Source organism: Streptomyces sp. NPDC028331 (assembly GCF_055565775.1).
In genome coordinates, this window is sequence record NZ_JBVHTR010000007.1 from 290,041 (window position 1) to 314,724 (window position 24,684).

Annotated in this window: 21 protein-coding genes and 4 pseudogenes; 15 read left to right on the forward strand and 10 right to left on the reverse strand. The window is 69.4% G+C overall.

The window, feature by feature from the left end; all coding sequences use genetic code 11:
• The first annotated feature begins 22 nt into the window (after positions 1-22).
• The 3 genes from ACZ4SW_RS13285 (at position 23) to ACZ4SW_RS13295 (ending at position 2,807) form a co-directional block, all read left to right on the forward strand.
• Complete coding sequence (locus ACZ4SW_RS13285; RefSeq protein ID WP_468241859.1) at positions 23-385, forward strand: bifunctional 3-phenylpropionate/cinnamic acid dioxygenase ferredoxin subunit; 363 nt, start codon at positions 23-25, stop codon at positions 383-385.
• A complete protein-coding gene (locus ACZ4SW_RS13290) occupies positions 382-1,545 on the forward strand; it encodes an NAD(P)/FAD-dependent oxidoreductase (RefSeq protein ID WP_468241861.1) in 1,164 nt (387 codons plus the stop codon). The genes ACZ4SW_RS13285 and ACZ4SW_RS13290 overlap by 4 nt, the downstream gene beginning before the upstream one ends.
• A 131-nt stretch (positions 1,546-1,676) precedes the next feature.
• A complete protein-coding gene (locus ACZ4SW_RS13295) occupies positions 1,677-2,807 on the forward strand; it encodes an aromatic ring-hydroxylating oxygenase subunit alpha (RefSeq protein ID WP_468241864.1) in 1,131 nt (376 codons plus the stop codon).
• 1 nt (position 2,808) lies between these two features.
• On the opposite strand, the gene ACZ4SW_RS13300 is transcribed toward ACZ4SW_RS13295, so the two are convergent.
• Complete coding sequence (locus ACZ4SW_RS13300) at positions 2,809-3,555, reverse strand: IclR family transcriptional regulator (protein ID WP_468242015.1); 747 nt, start codon at positions 3,553-3,555, stop codon at positions 2,809-2,811.
• A gap of 202 nt (positions 3,556-3,757) precedes the next feature.
• Here ACZ4SW_RS13300 and betA point away from each other — a divergent pair, with 202 nt between their 5' ends.
• On the forward strand, positions 3,758-5,428 hold the full coding sequence (gene betA / locus ACZ4SW_RS13305) for a choline dehydrogenase (RefSeq protein WP_468241866.1): 1,671 nt from the start codon (positions 3,758-3,760) through the stop codon (positions 5,426-5,428).
• A gap of 3 nt (positions 5,429-5,431) precedes the next feature.
• Positions 5,432-6,268, forward strand: coding sequence for a methylenetetrahydrofolate reductase (locus ACZ4SW_RS13310; protein WP_468241868.1), 837 nt, complete (start codon positions 5,432-5,434; stop codon positions 6,266-6,268).
• A 230-nt stretch (positions 6,269-6,498) separates the two neighbouring features.
• Here the strand turns inward: ACZ4SW_RS13310 and purU are convergent, their stop codons facing one another.
• Positions 6,499-7,371, reverse strand: a complete 873-nt coding sequence (gene purU, locus ACZ4SW_RS13315) for a formyltetrahydrofolate deformylase (protein WP_468241871.1) — start codon at positions 7,369-7,371, stop codon at positions 6,499-6,501.
• A 219-nt stretch (positions 7,372-7,590) separates the two neighbouring features.
• Here purU and ACZ4SW_RS13320 point away from each other — a divergent pair, with 219 nt between their 5' ends.
• The 6 genes from ACZ4SW_RS13320 to ACZ4SW_RS13345 all read left to right on the forward strand — a co-directional run bounded on the left by ACZ4SW_RS13320 (position 7,591) and on the right by ACZ4SW_RS13345 (position 16,703).
• Complete coding sequence (locus tag ACZ4SW_RS13320) at positions 7,591-9,060, forward strand: aldehyde dehydrogenase family protein (protein WP_468241873.1); 1,470 nt, start codon at positions 7,591-7,593, stop codon at positions 9,058-9,060.
• A gap of 20 nt (positions 9,061-9,080) precedes the next feature.
• The gene (locus ACZ4SW_RS13325) at positions 9,081-10,169 is read left to right on the forward strand and encodes a quaternary amine ABC transporter ATP-binding protein (protein WP_468241875.1); all 1,089 of its coding nucleotides are present in this window, start codon (positions 9,081-9,083) and stop codon (positions 10,167-10,169) included.
• Positions 10,169-12,169: an ABC transporter permease gene (locus ACZ4SW_RS13330; RefSeq protein WP_468242017.1), complete on the forward strand. Its 2,001-nt coding sequence runs from the start codon at positions 10,169-10,171 to the stop codon at positions 12,167-12,169. The genes ACZ4SW_RS13325 and ACZ4SW_RS13330 overlap by 1 nt, the downstream gene beginning before the upstream one ends.
• Before the next feature lie 14 nt (positions 12,170-12,183).
• A complete protein-coding gene (locus tag ACZ4SW_RS13335; protein ID WP_468241878.1) occupies positions 12,184-13,152 on the forward strand; it encodes an ABC transporter substrate-binding protein in 969 nt (322 codons plus the stop codon).
• Between the two features lie 215 nt (positions 13,153-13,367).
• The gene (locus tag ACZ4SW_RS13340; protein WP_468241880.1) at positions 13,368-15,806 is read left to right on the forward strand and encodes a GcvT family protein; all 2,439 of its coding nucleotides are present in this window, start codon (positions 13,368-13,370) and stop codon (positions 15,804-15,806) included.
• Between the two features lie 36 nt (positions 15,807-15,842).
• The gene (locus tag ACZ4SW_RS13345; protein ID WP_468241882.1) at positions 15,843-16,703 is read left to right on the forward strand and encodes a bifunctional methylenetetrahydrofolate dehydrogenase/methenyltetrahydrofolate cyclohydrolase; all 861 of its coding nucleotides are present in this window, start codon (positions 15,843-15,845) and stop codon (positions 16,701-16,703) included.
• 176 nt (positions 16,704-16,879) lie between these two features.
• Here the strand turns inward: ACZ4SW_RS13345 and ACZ4SW_RS13350 are convergent, their stop codons facing one another.
• Positions 16,880-17,626, reverse strand: coding sequence for an IclR family transcriptional regulator (locus tag ACZ4SW_RS13350; RefSeq protein WP_468242019.1), 747 nt, complete (start codon positions 17,624-17,626; stop codon positions 16,880-16,882).
• A gap of 467 nt (positions 17,627-18,093) precedes the next feature.
• Here ACZ4SW_RS13350 and ACZ4SW_RS13355 point away from each other — a divergent pair, with 467 nt between their 5' ends.
• Positions 18,094-18,960: an endo alpha-1,4 polygalactosaminidase gene (locus ACZ4SW_RS13355; protein WP_468241885.1), complete on the forward strand. Its 867-nt coding sequence runs from the start codon at positions 18,094-18,096 to the stop codon at positions 18,958-18,960.
• A 375-nt stretch (positions 18,961-19,335) separates the two neighbouring features.
• On the opposite strand, the gene ACZ4SW_RS13360 is transcribed toward ACZ4SW_RS13355, so the two are convergent.
• Positions 19,336-19,638, reverse strand: a complete 303-nt coding sequence (locus ACZ4SW_RS13360) for a muconolactone Delta-isomerase family protein (protein WP_468241887.1) — start codon at positions 19,636-19,638, stop codon at positions 19,336-19,338.
• Between the two features lie 325 nt (positions 19,639-19,963).
• Between ACZ4SW_RS13360 and ACZ4SW_RS13365 the strand changes: the two genes are divergently transcribed.
• Complete coding sequence (locus ACZ4SW_RS13365; RefSeq protein WP_468241889.1) at positions 19,964-20,659, forward strand: type 1 glutamine amidotransferase domain-containing protein; 696 nt, start codon at positions 19,964-19,966, stop codon at positions 20,657-20,659.
• Between the two features lie 108 nt (positions 20,660-20,767).
• Here ACZ4SW_RS13365 and ACZ4SW_RS13370 read toward each other — a convergent pair.
• Positions 20,768-20,922 (reverse strand): annotated as a pseudogene (locus tag ACZ4SW_RS13370) (MFS transporter); the annotation flags it as partial.
• Between the two features lie 7 nt (positions 20,923-20,929).
• On the opposite strand from ACZ4SW_RS13370, the pseudogene ACZ4SW_RS13375 reads away from it, so the two are divergent.
• Positions 20,930-20,998 (forward strand): annotated as a pseudogene (locus tag ACZ4SW_RS13375) (SDR family oxidoreductase); the annotation flags it as partial.
• Positions 20,999-21,079: 81 nt separating this feature from the next.
• Positions 21,080-21,337: pseudogene (locus tag ACZ4SW_RS13380) on the forward strand (TetR/AcrR family transcriptional regulator); the annotation flags it as partial.
• Positions 21,338-21,468: 131 nt separating this feature from the next.
• On the opposite strand, the gene ACZ4SW_RS13385 reads toward ACZ4SW_RS13380, so the two are convergent.
• The 5 genes and pseudogenes from ACZ4SW_RS13385 to ACZ4SW_RS13405 all read right to left on the reverse strand — a co-directional run bounded on the left by ACZ4SW_RS13385 (position 21,469) and on the right by ACZ4SW_RS13405 (position 24,579).
• Positions 21,469-22,283 (reverse strand): IS5 family transposase gene (locus ACZ4SW_RS13385; RefSeq protein WP_468242022.1). Its coding sequence is split into 2 segments (ribosomal slippage): positions 21,469-21,941 and positions 21,941-22,283, totalling 816 coding nucleotides; the frame shifts between segments, so codons are not numbered across the junction.
• A 549-nt stretch (positions 22,284-22,832) separates the two neighbouring features.
• A complete protein-coding gene (locus ACZ4SW_RS13390) occupies positions 22,833-23,141 on the reverse strand; it encodes a class I SAM-dependent methyltransferase (protein ID WP_468241892.1) in 309 nt (102 codons plus the stop codon).
• Between the two features lie 284 nt (positions 23,142-23,425).
• Positions 23,426-23,848 (reverse strand): annotated as a pseudogene (locus ACZ4SW_RS13395) (methyltransferase, FxLD system); the annotation flags it as partial.
• Positions 23,845-24,390 carry a hypothetical protein gene (locus ACZ4SW_RS13400; RefSeq protein ID WP_468241894.1) on the reverse strand — a complete coding sequence of 182 codons (546 nt, stop codon included), beginning with the start codon at positions 24,388-24,390 and terminating at the stop codon, positions 23,845-23,847. The gene ACZ4SW_RS13400 and the pseudogene ACZ4SW_RS13395, both read right to left, overlap by 4 nt.
• Positions 24,391-24,408: 18 nt before the next feature.
• A complete protein-coding gene (locus tag ACZ4SW_RS13405) occupies positions 24,409-24,579 on the reverse strand; it encodes an ATP-binding cassette domain-containing protein (RefSeq protein ID WP_468241896.1) in 171 nt (56 codons plus the stop codon).
• Positions 24,580-24,684 lie beyond the last annotated feature (105 nt).

Genomic DNA, 24,684 nt, shown 5'->3' on the forward strand with positions numbered 1-24,684 from the left:
TCGCTATACGCACCGAGGTGTCATGATGATTCCCGCGTGCCGTCTCGAGGATCTCCCGCGAGGCGAGGCCCACCGGCTCGACATCGATCCGCCGGTCTCGGTGTTCCACACCGACGACGGCGAGCTCTTCGCCATCGATGACACCTGCACCCACCAGGACGCGTCGCTCGCCGACGGCTGGCTGGAGGGTTGCGAGGTGGAATGCCCGCTGCATGCCTCCAAGTTCGACCTGAGGACCGGTGCGGTCGACGCCCCGCCCGCCAAGCTGCCGGTCCGGACGCACGAGGTCTCCGTCGAGGACGGCATGATCTACGTCCGGCTGTCCACGGAGGCGCCCAACCTGCCGCCCTGTATCGCAGCCCGGCTCGCCGGGGGTCTCGCGTGAGGACCGTCGCCGTGGTCGGCGCCTCGCTGGCCGGTCTGTCGGCGGCGCGCTCACTGCGCAGACAGGGCTATGACGGCGGGCTGGTCGTCATCGGGGACGAACTCCACCGCCCGTACGACCGCCCCCCGCTCTCCAAGGAGTTCCTGGCCGGCACCCTCGGTGAGGCGGAACTCGCCCTGGAGACGGACGACGAGGACCTCGGGGCGGAGTGGCTGCTCGGCACCCGTGCCGTGGGCCTGGACCACAGGGGCCGTGCCGTCCGGCTCGCCGACGGCCGGGAGGTGCGGGCCGACGGCGTCGTCATCGCGACCGGTGCGGCCGCGCGCAGCCTCCCCGGCTCCGAGGGGCTGGCCGGAGTGCATACCCTGCGCACGCTGGACGACGCCCGTGCCCTGCGCGACGAACTGGCCCGCGGCGGACGGCTGGTGGTGATCGGCGGCGGCTTCATCGGTGCCGAGGTCGCCTCCACCGCGTACGCCCTCGGGCTCGAGGTGACCGTCGTGGAGGTGGCCCCGACACCGCTCGCCGGACCGCTCGGTGAGACCATGGGCGCCCTCGTCTCCGCTCTCCATGCCGACCACGGTGTACGGCTGTTGTGCGGCGTGGGCGTCAAGGGGCTGAGCGGGGAGACCCGTGTCGACGGCGTCCTGCTCGAGGACGGCCGCACCCTCCCCGCCGACACCGTCGTGGTCGGTGTCGGCGCACGTCCCTGCGTCGAGTGGCTGGAAGGTTCCGGCATCGCGCTCGACAACGGCGTCAAGTGCGGCGCGGACGGCCGCACCAACCTGGCCGGTGTGGTCGCGGTCGGCGACTGCGCCAACTGGTACGACCCGCGTGCCGGCCACCATCGCCGCGTCGAGCACTGGACCGGCGCGCGCGAGCGTCCCGACGCCGCGATCGCCGCGCTGCTGGCCGGCGGTGCGGTGGAACCGGGTGTGCCCCGGCCGCCGTACTTCTGGTCCGACCAGTACGGTGTGAAGATCCAGTTCGCCGGTCACGCGGCCGGCGCCGACAGCGTCACCATCGAGGCGGGCGCCGCGGACGACCGCGACGTCCTGGCCGTCTACCGGCGGGCCGGGAACCCGGTCGCCGTGCTCGGGATGAACCAGCCGCGGCTGTTCACGCGGTGGCGCAAGCAGCTCGCCGCCACCACGTCTTGACACCGCCCCAGCGGCATCCCATGCTGCGGTTGCACATGACACGCAGTGTTGCTTCATGCACAACGCCGTCCGGAGTCGCTCTTCCCGGCGCGTGAATGACCCCTCCACGACGTTCTCCCGAGGAGTGCACCGTGACCTCGACCAGCCTGCCGGACAGCCTGATCGCCACCCTCCCCGGCTCCTCCTACACGGATCCGCAGATCTTCGCCCAGGAGCAGGAGCGCATATTCGAGACGATGTGGTTCTGCGTCGCGCGCGCCTCCGAACTGGCCAAGCCGGGCGCCTTCCGCACCGTCGACGTGGGCCGCGAGAGCATCCTCGTCACCCGGGCCCGGGACAACTCGATCCGCGCGTACTTCAACGTCTGCCGGCACCGCGGAGCCAGGCTCTGCACGGAGGAGACGGGAGAGGTCAAGCGGGCCTTCCAGTGCCCCTACCACGCCTGGACGTACGACCTGAACGGCAAGCTCGTCGCGGCGCCCAACCTCACCAAGATGCCCGATGTCGGCCGTACCGAGTACGGCCTGGTGAGCGTGGCCGTGCGCGAATGGCTCGGCTACGTATGGGTCTGCCTCGCGGAGAACCCGCCCTCCTTCGAGGAGGACGTCATCGGCGCGGTCGTCGAGCGGCTCGGCGACGTCGAGTCGATCGAGCGCTACGACGTCGACAACCTCGCCGTCGGCAAGCGCATCGTCTACGACGTCAAGGCCAACTGGAAGCTCATCATCGAGAACTTCATGGAGTGCTACCACTGCGCCACGATCCACCCCGAACTCACCGAGGTGCTCCCCGAGTTCGCGGACGGTTACGCCGCCCAGTACTACGTCGGCCACGGCGCCGAGTTCGGCGAGGACGTCCAGGGGTTCACCGTGGACGGCTCCGAGGGCCTGGACCGCATTCCCGGGGTCGCCGACGACCAGGACCGCCGCTACTACGCGATCACCGTCAGGCCCCAGGTGTTCATCAACCTCGTGCCCGACCACGTGATCTTCCACCGGATGTATCCGGTGTCCGTGGACCGCACGATCGTCGAGTGCGACTGGCTCTACCTCCCGCACGTCGTCGAGAGCGGCAAGGACGTCAGCCGGTCCGTGGAACTCTTCCACCGCGTCAACCAGCAGGACTTCGACGCCTGCGAGCGCACGCAGCCCGGTATGGGCTCCCGCATGTACGCCAAGGGTGGCGTGCTGGTGCCCAGCGAGCACCACATCGGAGCCTTCCACGCCTGGGTGAACGAGCGCCTGGGCGCTCTCCAGGGGTGACTCAGCCCAGGTAGCCCATGCGGTGGCTGATCTCCTCGGCGCCCTTGATCAGCACCGGGGCGAGCTCCCGCATCCGCTCCTCGGTGAAGCGGTAGGAGGGGCCGGAGGCGGTGACCGCGGCGATGACCTGGCCGTCCCGGTCGAGGACCGGCGCGGCCATGGCGTGCAGACCGATCTCCAGCTCCTCCTTGGTCCAGGCGTAGCCGGCCTCCCGCGCCTCGGCGAGTTGCTTCTCCAGCTTCGCCTTCGACGTGATCGTGTGCGGCGTGACCTTCTTCAGTCCCGCCTCGGCCAGCAGCGCGGCTCGCTCCTTGGCGGGCAGGTACGCCAGCAGGACCTTGCCGCTCGACGTCGCGTGCAGCGGGGTCAGCTGGCCGACCCAGTTGTGCGCGGTGACCGCTGCCGGGCCGCGCACCTGGTAGAGGTTGATCGCGTAGTGCTCCTGCAACACCGCGATGTTGACGGTCTCGCCGATCTCCTCGGCGAGGCGCTCGCAGACCGGACGTCCCTGCTGGGTGATGTCGATGCGTCCCGTGACCGCGCCGGCCAGGCGCACGATGCCGAAGCCGAGCCGGTACTTTCCGCGCTCGCCCGCCTGTTCCACCAGGCCGCGCGTCTCCAGGGCGCCGAGCAGGCGGAAGGCGGTGGACTTGTGCACATCGATCTCGGCGGCCACCTCGCTGACGCCCGCCTCGCCACGCTGGGCCAGGATCTCGAGGACGCTGATGGCCCGGTCGACCGACTGCACTCCGCCGGCTTGCGAATTCGACGTTTCGGTGTCTTGGCTGTGGTTGCTCACAACGAAACTATACGCGCAGTAAACAACGCGAGTGCAACCGACCATGCCAAAACGATGATCTTGGAAGTTGCGTTTCACGCAACCTAGTGCGTATGGCGCTACCGGTACTAGCATGCCTCGCGTATCTACGGCGCGAGCGAGACGAGGCACCATGGCTCCCCTGCAATACGACTTCGTCATCGTCGGCGGCGGCTCGGCCGGCAGTGCACTGGCGAACAGACTCTCCGCGGACCCGGCGAACCAGGTGCTGGTACTGGAGGCCGGCCGGTCCGACTATCCGTGGGACGTCTTCATCCACATGCCTGCGGCACTGACCTACCCGATCGGCAGCCGGTTCTACGACTGGAAGTACGAGTCCGAGCCCGAGCCCCACATGGGAGGCCGGCGCATCTACCACGCCCGCGGCAAGGTGCTGGGCGGCTCCAGCAGCATCAACGGCATGATCTTCCAGCGCGGCAACCCCATGGACTACGAGCGCTGGGCGGCCGACCCGGGCATGGAGACCTGGGACTACGCGCACTGTCTGCCGTACTTCCGGCGGATGGAGAACTGTCTGGCGGCCGACCCGGACGACGAGTTCCGCGGCCACGACGGCCCCCTCGTCCTGGAGCGCGGCCCGGCCACCAACCCGCTCTTCGGCGCCTTCCTCAAAGCCACCCAGGAGGCGGGCTACGCCCCCACGGACGACGTCAACGGCTACCGGCAGGAGGGCTTCGCCAAGTTCGACCGCAACGTCCACCGCGGCCGCCGGCTGTCGGCCTCGAAGGCGTACCTCAAGCCCGTGAGGAAGCGGCCCAACCTCACCGTCAGGACCCGCACCCTCGTGACCCGCGTCCTCTTCGAGGGCACGCGGGCGGTCGGCGTGGAGTTCCAGCGCGGCAAGGGCGCCCCGCAGCAGGTGCGCGCCAAGGAAGTCATCCTCTGCGGCGGCGCGATCAACTCTCCGCAGCTCCTGCAGCTCTCCGGCGTCGGCAACGCGGAGGAGCTGCGCGCCCTCGGCATCGACGTCGTACACGACCTGCCGGGCGTCGGCGAGAACATGCAGGACCACCTCGAGGTGTACATCCAGTACGCCTGCAAGCAGCCCGTCTCCATGCAGCCGTACCTGGCGAAGTGGCGGGCGCCTCTCATCGGCCTGCAGTGGCTGTTCCGGAAGGGCCCGGCCGCCACCAACCACTTCGAGGCCGGCGGCTTCGTCCGCAGCAACGAGGACGTGGACTACCCCAACCTGATGTTCCACTTCCTGCCCATCGCGGTCCGCTACGACGGCTCCGTGCCCGCCGGCGGCCACGGCTACCAGGTCCATGTCGGGCCCATGTACTCCGACGCCATCGGCTCGGTGAAGATCAAGAGCAAGGACCCGCGCGAGCACCCGGCGCTGCGCTTCAACTACCTCTCCACCGAGCAGGACCGCCGCGAGTGGGTCGAGGCGATCCGGGTCGCGCGGAAGATCCTCAACCAGCCCGCGCTCGCCCCCTACAACGACGGCGAGATCTCGCCCGGCCCGTCCGTGCAGACGGACGAGGAGATCCTCGCCTGGGTCGCCAAGGACGGCGAGACCGCGCTGCACCCGTCCTGCACCTGCAAGATGGGTACCGACGAGATGTCCGTCGTCGACCCCACCAGCATGCGCGTGCACGGCGTGGAGGGCCTGCGGGTCGTCGACGCGTCGGTGATGCCGTACGTCACCAACGGCAACATCTACGCGCCGGTGATGATGGTCGCGGAGAAGGCCGCCGACCTCATCCTCGGCAAGGAGCCGCTGCCCCCCTCCAAGGCCGCGTACTACCGCCTGCGCGACGCCGAGAGCCAGGCCGGGTAGACCTTGGGCGCCACCGGCCTGAGGGCGCTGCTGGACGGCGTCCGCTACGAGGTTCTGCCGGCGAAGGCGACCGAGGAGAAGGTCCTCGCCCATGTCCCGCGCGACGTCGTGGTCACGGTCACGGCGTCACCGGTCAAGGGCCTGGAGCCGACCCTCGCTCTCACCGGCCGGCTCGCGGCGCACGGCTACCGCGTCGTCCCGCACGTGCCCGCGCGGCTGCTGCGGGACGACGCGCATCTGAAGGAGGTGGTCGACCGGCTGCGCGAGGTGGGCGTGGACGACGTCTTCGTCCCCGCGGGAGACGCCGACCCGCCCGCCGGGGCCTACCAGGGCGCGCTGCCGGTGCTGCGCCGGCTGAGCGAGCTGGGCGGGCCCTTCGCCCGGGTCGGCGTCACCGGCTATCCCGAGAGCCATCCGCTCATCCACGACGACGTCACCGTCCAGTCGATGTGGGACAAGCGGGAGCACGCCACGTACATCGTGAGCAACCTCTGCTTCGACCCGCGGGTGCTGGCGGAATGGGTGGCGCGGATACGGCGCCGGGACGTCACCCTGCCCGTGCACCTGGGCGTCGCGGGGCCGGTGCAGCGCGCGAAGCTGCTGGCGATGGCCACGAAGATCGGAGTGGGGGAGTCGACGCGCTTCCTGACCAGGCACACCTCGTGGTTCCTGCGCTTCGCGGCGCCCGGCGGCTACTCACCGGAGAGGCTCCTGACGCGCACCGCGGAGGCTCTCACGGCCCCCTCGGCCGGGGTGGCCGGGCTGCACCTGTTCACCTTCAACCAGATCGCGGAGACGGAGTCATGGCGCCGCGCGCTCCTGGAGCGCCTCGCGGGCTGAGGTGCCCGGGGAGAAGGCCGTGGAGCCCCGGCCGCCGAGGTCGGTCGCGTGTGGCGTGCGCGGCGCCCCGGGGCGTGTCGGCGGGGGTCGGGTCGTGTTCGGTGCCGTGAGCGCGGATGCGCTTTCGTGGTGTGCCGCACGGCCGAGCCGCTGACCGTCGTACGCGACAAGGGCCGTATACGACGACGGGCGGGCCGGAGAACCGGCCCGCCCCCTTCTCGTGTCACCGCTCAGCGGAAGACCACCGTGCGGTTGCCGTCCACCATCACGCGGCTCTCGCTGTGCCACTTCACCGCGTGCGCCAGCACCTGGGCCTCCACGTCCCGGCCGACCGTGACCAGCTCGCCGGGGTCGAGCGAGTGGTCCACCCGGACCACGTCCTGCTCGATGATCTGGCCCTCGTCGAGGTCCGACGTCACGTAGTGCGCCGTCGCGCCGACGAGCTTCACCCCGCGGTCGTAGGCCTGGACGTACGGGCGTGCGCCCTTGAAGCTCGGCAGGAAGGAGTGGTGGATGTTGATCGCGCGGCCCTCCAACTGCTTGCACAGGTCGTCGGAGAGGACCTGCATGTAGCGGGCCAGCACCACCAGGTCGACGTCCAGCTCGCGTACCAGCTCCAGCAGCCGCGCCTCGGCCTCCGGCTTGGTCTCCTTGGTCACCGGGATGTGGTGGAAGGGGATGCCGTACGTCTCCGCCAGGCCTTCGAAGTCACGGTGGTTGGAGACGATCGCCGGGATCTCGATGTTGAGGGCGCCGGTGCGCCGGCGGAACAGCAGATCGTTGAGGCAGTGCCCGAACTTGGACACCATGATGAGCGTACGGGTCGGCGTGGAGGCGTCCCGCAGGGTCCAGGAGATCCGGTAGGCCTCGGCGACCGGACCGAACCGGTAACGCAGATTTTTCAGGTCCGCGTCCGGGTCGGAAACGTCGAAGTGGACCCTCATGAAGAAACGGCCCTGGAGTCGGTCGTCGAACTGCTGGCTCTCCAGGATGTTGCCCGAGTTCCTGACGAGGAAGCCGCTCACGGCATGGACCAGTCCGGCGCTGTCGGGACAGGAGAGGGTGAGGACGTACTCGCGGCCAGGTTGCGGTCGAGGTGACATGTCGGCCTCCGTCGGTGCGTAATGCACAACTCAGTGAGCGATGCGCAACATGGTCGGGGCCGATGGGTCCCTCGGTCAAGAGGATCGAGGGCCGTGGGGCCCCTTGCGAAATCGTCATCCACCAACCACTTGACGTCTGTCTGGACATTCGCCAGGGTGTTCCACCACAAGCAATTGGATGCACGATGCGCAACGCATTTCGGCTGAAGGGCTTGGCGCGTGGCAGACCTGTATGTGGACGGTGAATGGCGGGAGCCGGTGGCCGGAGGCCTCCGGGAAATCCGCTGTCCCGCTGACGGCACGCTTTCGGCGACCGTATCGGAAGGGACGCGTCCCGACGCCGAGGCGGCGATCGCCGCGGCGCGCCGCGCCTTCGACGAAGGGCCCTGGCCCCGCACCCCGGAGCGCGAGCGCGGCGCCCTGCTGCTGCGCGCGGCCGATCTGATCGAGCGGGACGCGAAGGAGTTCGCCCGCGTCGAGTCGCTGGACACCGGCAAGCGGCTGGTGGAGAGCGAGTACGACATCGCCGACGTCGTCTCCTGCTTCCGTTACTACGGCGGACTCGGCGGCACCGACGCCGGCCGAGTGATCGACACCGGCCGCGACGACGCCGTCAGCCGCGTCGTCCACGAGCCGATCGGCGTCTGCGGGCTGATCACCCCCTGGAACTACCCGCTGCTGCAGGCCAGTTGGAAGGTCGCCCCCGCGCTGCTCGCCGGCAACACGATCGTCCTCAAGCCCAGCGAGCTCACCCCCTCCTCCTCCATCCTGCTGATGAAGGCGCTCGAGGAGGCCGGGCTGCCGGCGGGCGCCGCCAACCTCGTCCTGGGCACCGGGCCCGAGGTCGGCGCCCCGCTCTCCGAGGACCCGGCCGTCGACATGGTCTCCTTCACCGGCGGCCTGGAGACCGGCAAGCGGATCATGGCCACCGCCGCCTCGACGGTGAAGAAGGTGGCGCTGGAGCTCGGCGGCAAGAACCCGAACGTCGTCTTCGCCGACGCCGACTTCGAGACCGCCGTCGACTTCGCCCTCACCGCCGTCTTCCTGCACTCCGGGCAGGTCTGCTCGGCCGGCGCCCGGCTGATCGTCGAGGACTCCCTGCACGACCGCTTCGTCGACGAGGTCGTCCGCCGCGCGGCGCAAATCCGCCTGGGCGGGCCCTTCGATCCCGAGGCCGAGACGGGCGCGCTGATCTCCGCGCAGCACCTGGCCAAGGTGGAGGCGTACGTCGCCGCGGGGATCGCCGAGGGCGCCGTACTGCGCTGCGGCGGTGCACGGCCGGACGACCCGGCGCTCGCCGGCGGCCACTACTACCCGCCGACCGTGCTCGACGAGTGCACGCAGGACATGAGCGTGGTGCACGAGGAGTCCTTCGGGCCCGTGCTGACCGTCGAGCGTTTCAGCGACGAGGACGATGCCGTCCGCATCGCCAACGACACCGAGTACGGGCTCGCCGGGGCCGTCTGGACGCAGGACGCCGGCAAGGCCCAGCGCGTCGCCCGGCGGCTGCGCCACGGCACGGTGTGGATCAACGACTACCACCCCTATGTGCCGCAAGCCGAATGGGGTGGCTTCGGGCACTCGGGTGTGGGCCGGGAGCTGGGGCCGGCCGGCCTGGACGAGTACCGAGAGCCCAAACACATCTGGCAGAACATCCACCCCCGGCCGCAGCGCTGGTTTAGCGGCTGAACGCCGAAAAGAGGTCGATCGTGACCCCAACACAGACCGAGGTGCCGCAGCGGCGCGGCACACCCCAGGACTCGGACGTCGCTCCGGTCATCTCCGTGCGCAATCTGTGGAAGGTGTTCGGCCCGAAGGCCGAGAAGGTGCCGGAATCGGAGGAGCTGTGCGGACTCAGCCGCCGCGAGCTCATGGACCGCACCGGGTGCACCGCCGCCGTACGCGACGTGCACTTCGACGTCTCGCCCGGCGAGGTCTTCGTCGTCATGGGTCTGTCCGGCTCCGGCAAGTCCACCCTGGTGCGATGTCTGACCCGGCTGATCGAACCCACATCCGGCGAGGTCGTCTTCGAGGGCCAGGACATCCGCCAGGCGGACGCCGCACGCCTGCGCGAACTGCGCCGCAGCAAGTTCTCCATGGTCTTCCAGCACTTCGGGCTGCTGCCGCACCGCAAGGTGGTGGACAACGTCGCCTTCGGCCTGGAGATCCGCGGCATGGGCAGGGCGGAGCGGACGAAACGGGCCCTGGAGGTCGTCGAGCTGGTCGGCCTGGCCGGGTACGAGAACTCCTACCCCGACCAGCTCTCCGGCGGTATGCAGCAGCGCGTCGGCCTGGCCCGCGCACTGGCCGGCGACCCGGATGTGCTCTTCTTCGACGAGCCGTTCTCCGCGCTCGACCCGCTGATCCGCCGGGACATGCAGAACGAGGTCATCCGGCTGCACCACGAGGTCGGCAAGACCATGGTGTTCATCACCCACGACCTCTCCGAGGCGCTCAAGCTGGGCGACCGCATCCTGATCATGCGCGACGGCAAGATGGTCCAGTGCGGCACCGGCGACGAGCTCGTGGGCGCCCCCGCCGACGACTACGTCCGCGAGTTCGTCAAGGACGTGCCGCGCGGCGAGGTCCTCACCCTGCGCTGGATCATGCGGGCGCCGGAGGCCGGCGACGACCTGGACGGTCCCGAGCTCGGCCCGGACGTCGTGGTGCGCGAGGCGACCCGGGTCGTCCTCGCGGCCGAGAAGCCGGTCAAGGTCGTGGAGGACGGCAAGCTGCTCGGCATCGTCGGCGACGAGGAGATCCTCGCGGTGGTCGCCGGGCAGGAAGGCGGCGCGTGATGACCGTCGCCATGGAGAAACCGGAGCAGACGGAGGCGGCACCCGCCCCCGAACCCCCCAGGCGTGTCCGCAGGCTCAGCCGGCCGATGGTGATCGGCGCGATCCTCGTCGTCTGGCTGGTGTTGTTCGCCGCGCTGCGCGGACGGCAGACCCTCTCCCTGGCGGCGGCCGATCTGACCGATCTGCACCGGTGGATCAACGACTTCAACGACTCGATCGGCGCCAACCGCAACTCCAACCCGCTCTTCCTGTACTTCTTCAACGAGATCCGGCTGGTCGTCGACAACCTGGTGACCTTCATCCAGCACCTGATCTCCCAGCCGTCCGGGGCCCGCCCGGTCCCGCAGATCGGCTGGCTGGGCGTCGTCGGCCTCGCCGGCTACGTCTCCTGGGCCGTGGGCAACTGGCGGGTCGCCCTGCTGGCCGTGGCCGGCTTCACCTTCTTCGGGCTGCAGGGGCTGTGGCAGGAGAGCATGGACACCCTCGCGCTCACCCTGTCCGCGGTCTTCGTGGCCCTGCTGTTCGCGATCCCGCTCGGGGTGTGGGCCGGGCTGTCGGACCGGTTCAACCGGATCATGACGCCGTTCCTGGACTTCATGCAGACGATGCCGACCTTCGTCTACCTGGCGCCACTGACCCTGTTCTTCCTCATCGGCGGGGCCTCCGCCACCATCGCGACCGTGATCTACGCGGCCCCGCCGACGATCCGCATCACGGCGCACGCCATCCGCAACGTGTCCAGGACGACGGTCGAGGCGGCCGACTCCCTCGGCGCCACCCGCCGCCAGTCGCTGCTGAAGGTCCTGCTGCCGATGTCCAAGCGGACCGTGGTGATGGGCGTCAACCAGACCATCATGGCCGCCCTGGCGATGGTGACCATCGCGGCCCTGATCAACGCTCCCGGCCTCGGACCGGTCGTCATCCAGGCGCTGCAGTCGCTCGACGTCGGCACGGCGTTCAACGCGGGTCTCGCCATCGTCGTCATGGCGATCGTCCTGGACCGGGTCACCACCGCGGCCGCCGCACGCGAGGAGCACGCGCGCCGTGCCGGCAACCGCTTCGCGAAGTGGCGGCGGCCCCTGCTGGGTGCCGGTGCCGCGGTCACGGCGGTCCTGATCTACCTGTCGCACACCTACCTGTGGGCGGCCGACTTCCCGGGCGACGGCACCGTCGGCACCCACATCGCAGGCGCGGCCGACACCGCGACCAACTGGGCGCAGGACAGCCTCTCGGGTCTGACCAACGCCATCCGCGACGCCATCACCAACGGCCTGCTCAACCCGTTCCAGTCACTGCTCACCGACTCCCCGTGGTGGCTCGTCGGCGCGGTGCTGATCGCGCTCGCCGTGGTGCTCGGCGGCTGGAAGGCGGGCATCACCACGGGTGTGTGTGTGGGCCTGCTGGTGGCCACCGGCGTCTGGTCGGACGCGATGACCACGCTGGCCTCGACGCTCGTCGCGACGGTGCTGGTGATGATCCTCGGCGTCGTCTTCGGGGTGTGGATGGGGCGCAGCACGACAGTGGACCGGCTGATCCGTCCGACCTTGGACGCGGCCCAGGTCATGCCGCCCTTCGTCTACCTCGTGCCGTTCCTCGCGCTGTTCGGCGCCTCCCGTTTCACGGCCATCGTCGCCGCCGTCGTCTACGGGGCGCCCGTCGCCATGAAGATCATCGCGGACGGGATCCGGGCGGTGCCCGCGACCACCGTGGAGGCGGCCACCTCTGCCGGGTGCAACACCTGGCAGATCATCACCAAGGTTCAGCTGCCGATGTCACGCAGTGCCCTGACACTCGCCACCAACCAGGGCCTGATCTACGTGCTGTCGATGGTTGTTGTGGGCGGTCTGGTGGGAGCGGGCGCCCTCGGCTACGACGTCGTGGCCGGATTCTCTCAGGGAGAGCTGTACGGCAAGGGGCTGGCGGCAGGACTCGCCATCGTACTGCTCGGAGTCATGTTCGACCGGATCACTCAGGCCGCGGCGCGCCGCGCCGGCGCTTAAAGGAGCACGACACCATGGCAAGACACTGGCGAGCCGGCGCGGCCGGCCTGGCCGTCCTCGGCCTCACTCTCACCGCGTGCGGCGGCGCGAAGGTCGGCGACACCTCCTCGGGTTCGAACAACGCGGGCAGTTCGGGCAAGTGCGGCACGTTCAACCTCGCGGTCAACCCCTGGGTGGGCTACGAGGCCGACGCGGCGGTCGTCGCGTACGTGGCCGAGCACAACCTGGGCTGCAAGGTCACCAAGAAGAACCTGAAGGAAGAGATCGCCTGGCAGGGCTTCGGCACCGGCGAGGTGGACGCCGTCCTGGAGAACTGGGGCCACCCCGACCTGGTGAAGAAGTACATCGACGAGCAGAAGACGGCCGTGGACGCCGGCCAGACCGGCAACAAGGGCATCATCGGCTGGTACGTGCCGCCGTGGCTGGCCAAGGCGCACCCCGACATCCTCGACTGGAAGAACCTCAACAAGTACGCTGCCAACTTCAAGACCTCCGAGTCGGGCGGCAAGGGCCAGCTCCTGGACGGCGACCCGTCGTACGTCACCAACGACGCGGCCCTGGTGAAGAACCTGAAGCTGGACTTCAAGGTGGTGTACGCGGGCAGCGAGACCGCGCTCATCCAGTCCTTCCGGGACGCCGAGAAGAACAAGAAGTGGGTCATCGGCTACTTCTACGAGCCGCAGTGGTTCCTGTCCGAGGTCCCGCTGAAGAAGGTCTCCCTGCCCGCCTACAAGACGGGTTGTGACGCCGACGCGGCGAAGATCGCCTGCGACTACCCCGTGTACGACCTCAACAAGATCGTCAGCGCGAAGTTCGCCAAGTCCGGCAGCCCCGCCTACAAGCTGGTGAAGAACTTCAACTGGACGAACGACGACCAGAACACCGTCGCCAAGTACATCGCCCAGGACAAGCTGTCCGACGACGCGGCGGCCAAGAAGTGGGTCGAGGCCAACAAGGACAAGGTGGACGCCTGGCTCAAGTAGCCGGGTTCCAACGCCGGTCGAACATGCCCGGCGGGCGGTGCGCACCCGTGTGCACCGCCCGCCGGGCATTGCCGTGTGCGGGGCGTGTTCCGGGCCGTTCTCCGACGTCACGGACCCCTTGACACCCCCTCTCACGGAAGGCACGCTGAGTTGCGCAACCTGAATCACGTTGCGCAGAAAGCAACTGATGGGTTTTGGATTCCGGAGGTGCGGCGATGGCGGGACCCCGAGTGGTGATCATCGGAGCGGGTGTCGTGGGAGCGGCACTCGCGGACGAGATCTCCGCGCGAGGCTGGACCGAAGTGACCGTGGTCGACCAGGGCCCGCTCCCCGCGACCGGGGGGTCCTCGTCACACGCGCCCGGCCTGGTCTTCCAGACGAACTCCTCCAAGACCATGACCGAGATGGCCCGCTACACCGTCGAGAAGTTCTGCTCCCTCGACGTCGACGGCAAGCCCTGCTTCCTGCAGGTCGGCGGCCTCGAAGTGGCGACCACCCCGGAGCGTCTGGCGGAGCTGCACCGCCGCCACGGCTGGATCACGGCCTGGGGCATCGAGGCCCGGCTGCTGACCCCCGACGAGTGCGTGGAGCGCCACCCGCTGGTCAACCGCGAGAAGGTCCTCGGCGGCCTGCTGGTCCCGACCGACGGCCTCGCCAAGGCGGTCCTCGCCGTCGAGGCACAGATCCGCCGGGCCACCGGGCGCGGCGTGGCCTTCCTCGCCCGCCACGAGGTTCTGGACGTCCAGCAGGCCGACGGTCGCGTCACCGGCGTCCTCACCGACCAGGGCGAGATCCCCGCCGACATCGTGGTGTGCTGCGCCGGCATATGGGGCCCGAAGATCGCCCGCATGGTCGGCATGAACCTCCCGCTGACCCCGCTCGCCCACCAGCTCGCCTGGACCGGCCCCGTCCCGGCCCTCGCCGGCCAGACCGAGGAGGCGGTCCGCCCGATCCTGCGCCACCAGGACGCCGACCTCTACTACCGCGACCGTTTCGACGGCATCGGCATCGGCTACTACGGGCACCGCCCGATGCCCATCACCGCCGACGAGATCCTCTCCTTCGACGAGGCCGACGAGATGCCGTCGGTCCTCAAGTTCACCGAGGACGACTTCGCCCCCGCCTGGACCGAGACCCAGTCCCTGCTCCCCGCGACGCAGGACGCCAAGATCGAGGAGGGCATCAACGGCCTGTTCTCCTTCACGACCGACAACTTCCCGCTGCTCGGCGAGTCCCCGGACGTCAAGGGCTTCTGGGTCGCCGAGGCCGTCTGGGTCACCCACTCCGCGGGCGTGGGCCGGGCGATGGCCGAGTGGCTGGTCGACGGCCACTGCTCGTCCTTCGACCTGCACGAGTGCGACGTCAACCGCTTCGAGCCGCACCAACTGGCCCCGGAGTACGTCCTGGCGCGCGACTGCCAGAACTTCGTCGAGGTCTACGACATCATCCACCCCCTCCAGCCGTCCGGGGACCCGCGCCCGATCCGCACCAGCCCCTTCCACGCCCGCCAGCAGGAGCACGGCGCCTTCTTCCTGGAGGCGAACGGCTGGGAGCGCCCGCAGTGGTACGAGGCCAACGCGAAGCTCGTCGAAGGCCGCAGCATCCCCACCCCCAACGACTGGGCCGCCCGGTACTGGTCGCCCATCGTCGGCGCCGAGGCCCAGGTCACCCGCGAGACCGTCGCCCTGTACGACATGACGGCCCTGAAGCGCCTGGAGGTGAGCGGCCCCGGCGCCGGCGAGTTCCTGGAGCGCCTGTGCACCGGCAAGGTCGCCAAGTCCGTCGGCTCGGTCACCTACACCCTGCTCCTCGACCATGACGGCGGCATCCGCAGCGACATCACCGTGGCCCGCCTGTCCCGCGACCTCTTCCAGGTCGGCGCCAACGGCAACCTCGACCTCGACTGGTTCTCCCGCCACCTCCCCGCCGACGGCACCGTCCAGGTCCGCGACATCACACCCGGCACCTGCTGCATCGGCCTGTGGGGCCCGCTGGCCCGCAAGGTCCTGCAACCGCTGACGGACGAGGACTTCTCGAACGACGGCCTGAAGTACTTCCGTGCCAAGCGCGCCTACATCGGCTCGGTGCCCGTCACCGCCATGCGCCTGTCGTACGTGGGTGAACTCGGCTGGGAGCTCTACACCACCGCCGACCAGGGCCAGAAGCTGTGGGACACCCTCTGGCAGGCGGCGAGGCCCCTCGGCGGCGTCATCGCCGGCCGCGGAGCCTTCAACAGCCTCCGCCTGGAGAAGGGCTACCGCTCCTTCGGCACCGACATGACCTACGAGCACGACCCGTACGAGGCCGGCGTCGGCTTCGCCGTCAAGCTCGACAAGGGCGACTTCATCGGCAAGGCCGCACTGGAGCGCCGCAAGGAGAACGTGCGGCGCAAGCTGACCTGCCTCACCATCGACGACCCGTATGCGGTCGTCCTGGGCAAGGAGCCGGTGTACGACGGCGACCGGGCGGTCGGCTACGTCACCAGCGCCGCCTACGGCTACACCATCGGCAAGGGCATCGCCTACGCCTGGCTCCCGGCCGAGTCGGCCACCCCCGGCACGCCCGTGCAGATCGGCTACTTCGACCAGCGCGTCGAGGCGGTCGTCGCCGAGGAGCCCCTGTTCGACCCCACCATGTCCCGGCTCCGTGGCTGACACCCCGCGTCGGCTCCGAGGGAAGGAACACCGCCGGTGAACGCAACTCTGCTCGACGGCAAGGCGACCGCCGCCGACATCCGCCGCGAACTCACGGAGCGCGTCGCCAAGTTGACGGCCACCACCGGCCGGCCGCCGGGCCTGGGCACCGTCCTGGTCGGCGAGGACCCCGGCAGCCACGCCTACGTCGCCGGAAAGCACCGCGACTGCGCACAGGTCGGCATCGCCTCCATCCGCCGCGAGCTGCCCGCCGACGCCTCCCAGCAGCAGGTCGAGGAGACGATCGACGAACTCAACGCCGACCCGGCCTGCACCGGCTACATCGTCCAGCTCCCGCTCCCGCGCCACCTGGACGCCAATGCCGTACTGGAACGCATGGACCCGGGCAAGGACGCCGACGGCCTGCACCCCGTCAACCTCGGCCGGCTCACCCTGGGCGTCGAGGCACCGCTGCCGTGCACCCCGCGCGGGATCGTCGAGTTGCTCCGCCGCCACGGCGTGCCCCTCGCCGGAGCCCGCGTCTGCGTGATCGGCCGGGGCATCACGGTAGGACGCCCGATCGGCCTCCTCCTCACCCGCCGCACCGAGAACGCCACCGTGACCCTGTGCCACACCGGCACCAAGGGCCTGGCCTGGCACGTACGCGAGGCGGACATCGTCATCGCGGCCGCCGGCTCGCCCGGCCTGGTCACCAAGGACATGCTGCGCCCCGGCGCGGCGGTCCTGGACGTCGGCATCACCCGCACCGACCAGGGGCTGGTCGGCGACATCCACCCGGACGCCGCCCAGGTCGCCGGATGGATCGCGCCCATGCCCGGCGGTGTGGGCCCCATGACCCGGGCGATGTTGCTCGCCAACGTCGTCGAGGCCGCCGAGAGGAACGCCACCGCCGTATGAACGCGCACGTCGCCCCGTACCCGCAGCATCCGTACCTTTCAGAAGACGGAGACGTCCGATGAGCCCCCGCACACCCGGCGCCGACTCCCCCAGGGGCGGCGGCCCGGCGGCTGCGCGGAAGCGTGGGCGTCGCACACGCGGCACCTCGTCGTGCCCGCCCTCGGGGCGGGCGAGGCTCAGCCCAGGTAGCCCATCCGGCGGCTGATCTCCTCCGAGGCCTTGACCAGCGCGGGTGCGAGCTCGTGGATGCGCTCCTCGGTGAAGCGGTACGCGGGGCCGGAGGCACTGAGCGCGGCGATGACCCCGCCGTCGCGGGAGCGGATCGGAGCCGCCATGGCATGCAGTCCGACCTCGAGCTCCTCCAGCGTCACCGCGTACCCGCGCTCCCGTGCCTCGGCGAGGTTCTTCTCCAGCCTCGCCCTGGACGTCAGAGTGTGCGGTGTCAGCTTCCGCAGGCCGGACGCCGCGAGCACCTCGGCGCGCTCCTTCTCCGGCAGGTGGGCGAGCAGGATCTTGCCGCTCGACGTGGCGTGCACCGGGGTGAGCTGTCCGACCCAATTGTGCGTGCCGACCGCGCCGGGGCCGCGCACCTGGTAGAGGTTGACCGCGTAGTGCTCCTGGAGGACCGCGATGTTGACGGTCTCGCCGACCTCCTCGCTGAGCCGTTCGCACACCGGGCGGCCCTGCTGGGTGATGTCGAGGCGGCCCGTGACCGCGCCGGCCAGGCACACGATCCCGAAGCCGAGCCGGTACTTGCCCCGCTCGGCCGTCTGCTCCACCAGACCGCGTGACTCCAACGCCCCGAGCAGCCGGAACGCGGTCGACTTGTGGACATCGATCTCGGCGGCGACCTCACTGACACCGGCCTCGCCCCGCTGGGCGAGGATCTCCAGGACGCTGACGGCGCGGTCGACGGACTGCACGCCGTTCACCGCGGCCCCTGCCGTTGCGCTCTCTGCCATGCGGTTGCTCATGGCGCAACTATAAGCAGTCGGGTCCGCAGACCCCCAGGGGTGGCCGAGGGAGTCGGCCATGGCGGGATCCGGCCGCCCGCATGGTCGCACGGCCCGCCCGGCAGCGGAAAGCCACAGTGCGCTTCCTGTTGAGCAGGACCCGGCTCCCGGACGCGGAGCGGAACGACGTCCACAGAAGGAACCGGGCGTGAGGCCAGGGTCGGTGCGTACGGGGGATCCGGGGTCCGTGGGGTGCGCGACCGGGCGCCTTGACTCGGGCCGCCGTCGGACGCTTTGATCATGCGCGTGCCGGGCCGTTGCCCCGGTACGTCAGAGGTGCGCCCAGCCGGTGACGGACACGGTCCGAGTCCGGCCCGAGTCGCCCGGACCGCGGCAGCGTCCGAGGCGGGGTCGTACCGGCGATGGATGGAGCGGACATGTCCGTCATGCGCGTGACCCGGGCCGGAGCGGCCGCCGCTGTGGCGGCCCTGCTGGCGGTCGCCGGCTGCGGCACCAAGGCCGGCACGGAGGGCCCTTCGGACGCGACCCCGGGGCAGAGCCCTTCGTCCGCCTCGCCGAAGCCGGTTCCCACCGCGGTCAGGCTCCCACCGCCGCACGCCGGCTTCGACTACCAGATCGGGGGCGCCTACCCCCCGCCGCGCGGAGTCCGCGTCGTCAGCCGCGACCGTACGGCGTCCCCCGCGCCGGGCCTCTACAACATCTGTTACGTCAACGCCTTCCAGGCCCAGCCCGGCGACGAGAAGACCTGGCCCGCCGACCTGCTGCTGCGGGACGACAGCGGCGAGGTGGTCATCGACCAGGACTGGAACGAGGCGCTGCTCGACATCGGTACGGCGGCCAAGCGCGCCCGGGTGGCGACGCGGATCAACCAGTGGATCGACGGCTGCGCCGCCAAGGGCTTCGACGCGGTCGAGCCGGACAACTACGACAGCTACACCCGCTCCGACAACCTGCTGAGCGCGCAGGACGCCACCGCCTTCATCACCCTCCTGTCGGCCCACGTGCACGCCCGCCATCTGGCCATCGGTCAGAAGAACACCCTCGATCTGGCCGGGCAGCGCAAGCGGACCGGCCTCGACTTCGCGGTGACGGAGGAGTGCGGGCAGTACGACGAGTGCGACGCGTACGCGAAGGCCTTCGACAACCACGTCGTGGACGTCGAGTACACGGACAGCGGCCTGCGCAAAGCCCTCGCGGACTACGGCGACCGGCTGAGCATCGTGCGCCGGGACAGGGACGTGTCCACGCCGGACAACCCGGGCTATGTGCGCAGGACCAACTGACGTGAGCCGCGCGCACGGATGACCCGCGGTGGTACTGCGAGTATTGCCGCGAGGGAAGCTCCCCGTAGCCGAAAAGCCGGACTCGAAAAGCCCGCCCCGAAAGGCGGAACCCGGCTCTGACATGCTGTCAGGAGGAAGACCAGCGGCTGATCAGTTCAGCTTCGACACCTGGTAACGGGCGATGTGTCGATGGTCTTCGGTACGTCTGAGGAGCACGCTGAGATCGACCTTGACGGGTGGCCGGTCGGCGAACGAGAAGTCGACGTCCAGGTAACCGAGCAGGGCTGGACGGCGCTATCGTGCGGGCGATGGTTCGCACGTTGCTCCCTGCGGCGGCCATGGCCACCACAGGGAGCATGGGCACGGACGGCTGGATCAGGAGGTGCAGCCGGTCGGACCCGGGTCGTTGGGATGTGACTGCAGGGCGGTGACCACCGCAGTCATCCAGGGCCACAGGGGCAGGGTGCCAAGGACCCTTTCGCGTAGATCCGTCTCGTCGTCGGCACGCCACACACCGATGCTGCGGAGTTCGCCCACCGGTCGCCACAGCCGGACCAAGCGGCCCTCAGAGGCCAGTTCCTTCGCTCGGACTGCTTCGGCGGCGCGGCGTCGGGTGACCTCGTCGGGGTCGGTGTCCTCGGGCACGGTTGTGGTCAGCTCGACCAGGAACTCCTTCATGATCCTTCCTCTCTCGGTCTTGTAGGGGCGTCTCGAGATGGTCCGAACCCGTCGACGGGGTTGTTCCTCTGCTCGTCGACACCCGCTGGGCTCGGAGGTCATATGCGCGGTTGGCATGTCAGATATCGGAATACCGGGCGAATAATTCGGAGTTGACGTCCTCCGGCCTGGTGGTCCTCGGCGACGCGCTGCTCGTAATTCGCCCTGCGGTGCCGGCAATGGGGTGTGGAAAATCTGCTCGCATGCGTCTGGTCAAGGATGAGCCTAGGCTGGGAAATAGTCGAATTCCATTGACGAGCCGGGCGGGGCGAGGAGGCGGAGCGTAATGGCGAAAATACTCTTCATAGTGAGCGGGGCGACGTACTGGGTACTCAAGGACGGCACCAGACACGCGACCGGCTATTGGGCCGAAGAGTTCGCCATGCCCTACAAGAAGATCACAGAAGCCGGTCATGAGGTCGTGGTGGCGACCCCCGGTGGCGTGACACCGAACGTCGACATGATGAGCCTGCGTCCGTCGATGGCGGGCGGTGAGGACGGGGCCCTCGAACTGGAGTCCATCATCCGTTCCGCGGAGGTGATGCGGCGGCCCCTGAAGCTATCGGACGTCCGTCTCGAGGACTACGACGCGGTGTACCTGCCCGGCGGCCACGGTCCGATGGCGGACTTGGCCTTCGACGCCGACGCCGGTCGGCTGCTGACGGCGCAACTCGCGTCGGGCAAGCCACTCGCGATCGTGTGCCACGCCCCCGCTGCGATCCTCGCCACCAGGATCCACGGCGAGTCGCCCTTCGAGGGGTACAGGGTCACGTGTTTCACCGATGAGGAGGAGGAGGGTGTCGGTCTCGCCTCCAGGGCACCTTGGCTGCTGGAGACCGAGTTGAAGGAAAAGGCCGGCGTCGACTTCAGCCGCGGTCCGATCTGGGAGCCGTACATGGTGGAGGACCGAAACCTCATCACCGGCCAGAACCCTCATTCGGCCGCGGTTCTGGCAGATCGGCTGCTTGAGCTCCTCAAGTGAGCGCGCGTGACCGCTCGATGGCGGGTGCGGCCTGCTCAGTGCCTCGGCTCGGTGGCCCACAACTCCCAGGCGATGCCGTCCAGGAGGCCCGGTGATGCCCCGTCCGGCGAGGGCCGTGGTGTAAACGGCCGCCACTCCGCCGACCAGCGCGGGCAAGGCGATACCCACGGCCTGCACACCGAGCGCGGCCGGCAACAGGTCGGGGCGAGACCATCGGCGTCCCAGCCGGCCCACACCGCGGAGGACGGAATGGCCGCCAGGCCCGTCTGCCTCGAGAACGCGCCCTTCGTCACCGGGGAGGTCCTCCACGTCGACGGCGGCCAGAGCGCAGGCCACTGATCCGCCAGGTGCCCGGGCGCCGCGCGAGGCGCCCGGGCAGCGCGGCACAGCGGTATAGATGACCGGTCGTACACTTGCCTCATGGGACGCACCAGTGATGCGCGGGAGAAGATCCTTGCCGCCGCGCAGTCGCTCATCGGGCTGCGTGGCTACTCGGCGCTGGGCGTGGCCGAGATCTGCAAGGCCGCCGGGGTGCCGAAGGGCAGCTTCTACTACTTCTTCGAGTCCAAGGAGGCCCTCGCCCTGGCTGTCCTCGACGAGCACTGGGAGGTCCAGCGCACTGACTGGGCCCGGATCCTGCAGGGGGGCGGTGAACCGCTGTCCAGGCTGCGCCGGCTGCTCACGGCGGCCGTCAGCTCCTGACGAGCCTCGGCTCACCGAGGGCGCCTGCATGCATCCGTCCTGGCGGCGAGGCGGCCTGCCGCGACCACCAAGGGCGTCGCGTCCTTGATCGGGTCTAACACCGTGTCCTACATGGTCAGTTTGCCGAGGCGTTTGTAGCAGCAGAGGGCGGCGGCGAGTCCGAGAAAGGCCAGGTAGTTGCGGGGATGCCGCTCGTAGCGGGGTGACAGGCGGCGGTAGCCGGTCAGCCAGGACAGGGTGCGCTCGATGACCCACCGTCGGCGGCCCAACCGTTCGCTTGAGTCGATTCCCTTGCGGGCGATGCGGACGCCGATGTGCTGGCTGTGCAGCCATTGCCGCAGGTCAGGAACATCGTAGGCTTTGTCGGCATGCAGTCGCTGGGGTTTGGAATGGTCGCTGTGGGATTCGTGTCCTATGTGGAAATGGGCGACCATCGGTTTCAGCCCGAGGCTGTCATGTGTGTTCGCTGCGGAGAGGCCGACGCGTAGGGGCAGTCCGTTCGCGTCGGACAGGACGTGCATCTTGGAACCCGGCTTGCCCCGGTCCACGGGCGACGGACCTGCAAGTTCGCCCCCTTTTTAGCCCGGACGTGGGCGGAGTCCAGTACCGCCCGGGACAGGTCGACCAGGCCCTGACCGGCGAGCATCTCGAGCACCCTCTGGTGCAGCCGTCCCCAGACGCCCGCCCGCGACCAGATCAGGAACCGACGGTGCACCGTCGACTTCGACGCTCCGAAACACGGCGGTAGAGCCCGCCAGGCACAACCGCTAACCAGCACGTAGACGATCGCCGCGAACACCGCCTCGTCATCGATGTTGGCCACCCCGCCGCCCTGCGGACGTACTCGCGCCGGCGGCAGCAAAGGCCTGGCGATCTCCCACAACCCCTCCGGCACGATCCATCCCCACCGCCCACTCCCCATGACCCGGCCAACGACCAACTGACCATGTAGGACACGGTGTTAATCCCTGTTGCCTCGGGCCTGGCGGTCCAGGAACTCAATCAGCCGTGTTTCCGAACGTGCAAGCCTCTCCCGTTGTTCGCCAGGAAGCGAAGCGAGGGCGTCGACCAGGACCCGCTTTCGCGGGACGTGCACCATATTGCCGGAGTAGATCCGGCAACTGGAACACCAGGCGAGCCCGATGCACCGCTCGAACATAGACGACTCGGGCGGATAGAAGCGGTAGTGGTACGAGCGGACGGGCGTTCCGCAGACGGCACAGATCCGACGGTCCCCGTCGGAGACCGTGTCCCAGGTCCCGACCTTTCGCCAGTGCTGCCGCCCGGCTGGTGCTCTTCAAGTCGTCATGCCCAGCATTCTCTCCTACAGCAAGCCGCCCAGCCCAGCCGTCCCGGCGAAGGTGGGGCCGGAGCAGACCGGAAGCCGGGGCCACTTCAAGCCGGAACAATCGCCGCACGGCCCCGCCGGTGGGGCCAGGTCGGGCCGGAAAAGCGGGACCAGTTCAGACCGTTAACGCCAGCTGAGGTCATCGGAGACGAAGTCCATCAGGTACCAGGCTGGCCCGTCGCCCTGCTGAGTGCTGCGGGCTGCGGCGATGGCGCTGGGTGCGAAGTCGATGCCAGTGGTGCGGTAACCGAGCTGGTGAAGGTGGCGGGCGAGGGAACCCTCGCCGGTGCCGATGTCGAGAGCCGGGCGTCCGCGGCCCGGTCCGAGATGGTCGGCCAGCAGCGCGGCCTCGGTGCTGCTGCCCTCACGATACCGGCGTCCGCCGGCCCAGAGCGGCTCCCAGTAGGCGGCGGTGGCCGGTGCGGTCGCCACTGGGCTGCTGTGCGAGCGGGCAATACAGCAGGGATCTTGGTCCTGGGCATGGGCTGCAGGCGCTGCTTCGCAGGGGACGACGGGCCAGTCGATCTCGATCCGCGTGTGCTTCTTGTGGAATACGTGCAGGCCCTCGGTGTGGGCGCTTGTCGGTCCGGTGGCGTCCTTGGGTTGGACCGTGCGGCATCGAAGCCGCCCTCGGGGATGGCCTCGGGGGGTAGATGCTCGGCGTCCGCGGTCAGGACACGGACACGGTCGTATCCGGTGGCGTGGAGGAAGCGGATGGCGCGGCCGGTGACGTCAGGGTCGATGTCGACGGTGGTGACCTGGCCGGTCCGGCCGACCAGTTCGGCGATCAAGGCGGCGTTGTAACCACCTGAGCCGACCTCCAGGACATGGTGGCCAAGCCGGAGGCGGGCCGATTCCAGCATGACGGCCTGAAGCCACGGTGCGCTGACGGAGCTGCTGATGCGGCCGTCGGCCATGTGGCGTGTGGGGATGATGTCATCGGCGTACGCGGTCTGCACGGGCACTTCCGGCGCGAAAACATGGCGGGGAACCCTGCGCAGGGCGGTCTCCACAGCGGCGGTGCGGACGTGGCCGGCCGCGAGGAGCCGATCGACGAGCCGGTGCCGCAGTGCACTGGGATCGTGTTCCTGCGCGGCGGTCGGGGGAGTCGTCACCCTGGGGCCTTTCGAGCGGGTCATGCGGGATCTGCGACGGTGGGGGAGCTGGGGCGGGGGATGGTGCCCGCGGGGGCGTACTGGGCGGCTTGCGCGTCGAACATCGAGGCGTAGCGGCCTTGGGCGGCCATGAGTTCGTCGTGGCTGCCGTGCTCGACGAGCCGTCCGTGGTGCAGGACGTAGATGCGGTCGGCATGGCGTACGCCGGACATGCGGTGGGTGACAAGGACGACGGCTCGGTTCGGGGCGGCGAGCCGGCGGATGCGGTCGAAGGCGGCGATCTCCGCTTCCGGGTCGAGGGCGGAGGTGGGCTCGTCCACGATGAGCACGCCGTCGGCATCCGAGGTGGCGCTGCGCCAGTGGGTCCGGGCGAGGCCGATCTTCTGCCACTCGCCGCCCGACAGTTCGCTCGCGCCGCGGAACATCCGGGCCAGCAGGGTGCGCAGCCCGTCGGGAAGCTTTGCGATGACCGGTCCGGCACCCGCGTAGTCCACGGAAGGCTGCAGGTGCTCGGGGTCGGCCGCCCGGGCGGGCCGGCCGATCCGGATGTTCAACGCCGCTGTCACGGGCCAGCGTTGGAAGTCCTAGGTGAGCAGGGAGACGCGGTCGAACACCTCGGAGCGGTCCAGGGAGGCGATGTCGGCCTCACCCCACAACACCGCCCCGCTCTGCGGCAGCAACAGACCCGACAACACCTTCATCAGAGTGCTCTTGCCGGAGCCGTTCTCGCCGACCACAGCGGTGACCGAGCCCATGGGCGGCGTGTGTAGGTTCCGCGCCTGAGTGAACAATGCGGGTGTTTCCTGAACACTGCTTGAACAGTGCTTAGGAGTGCGCCGCTGAGCATTTTGCAATCATGC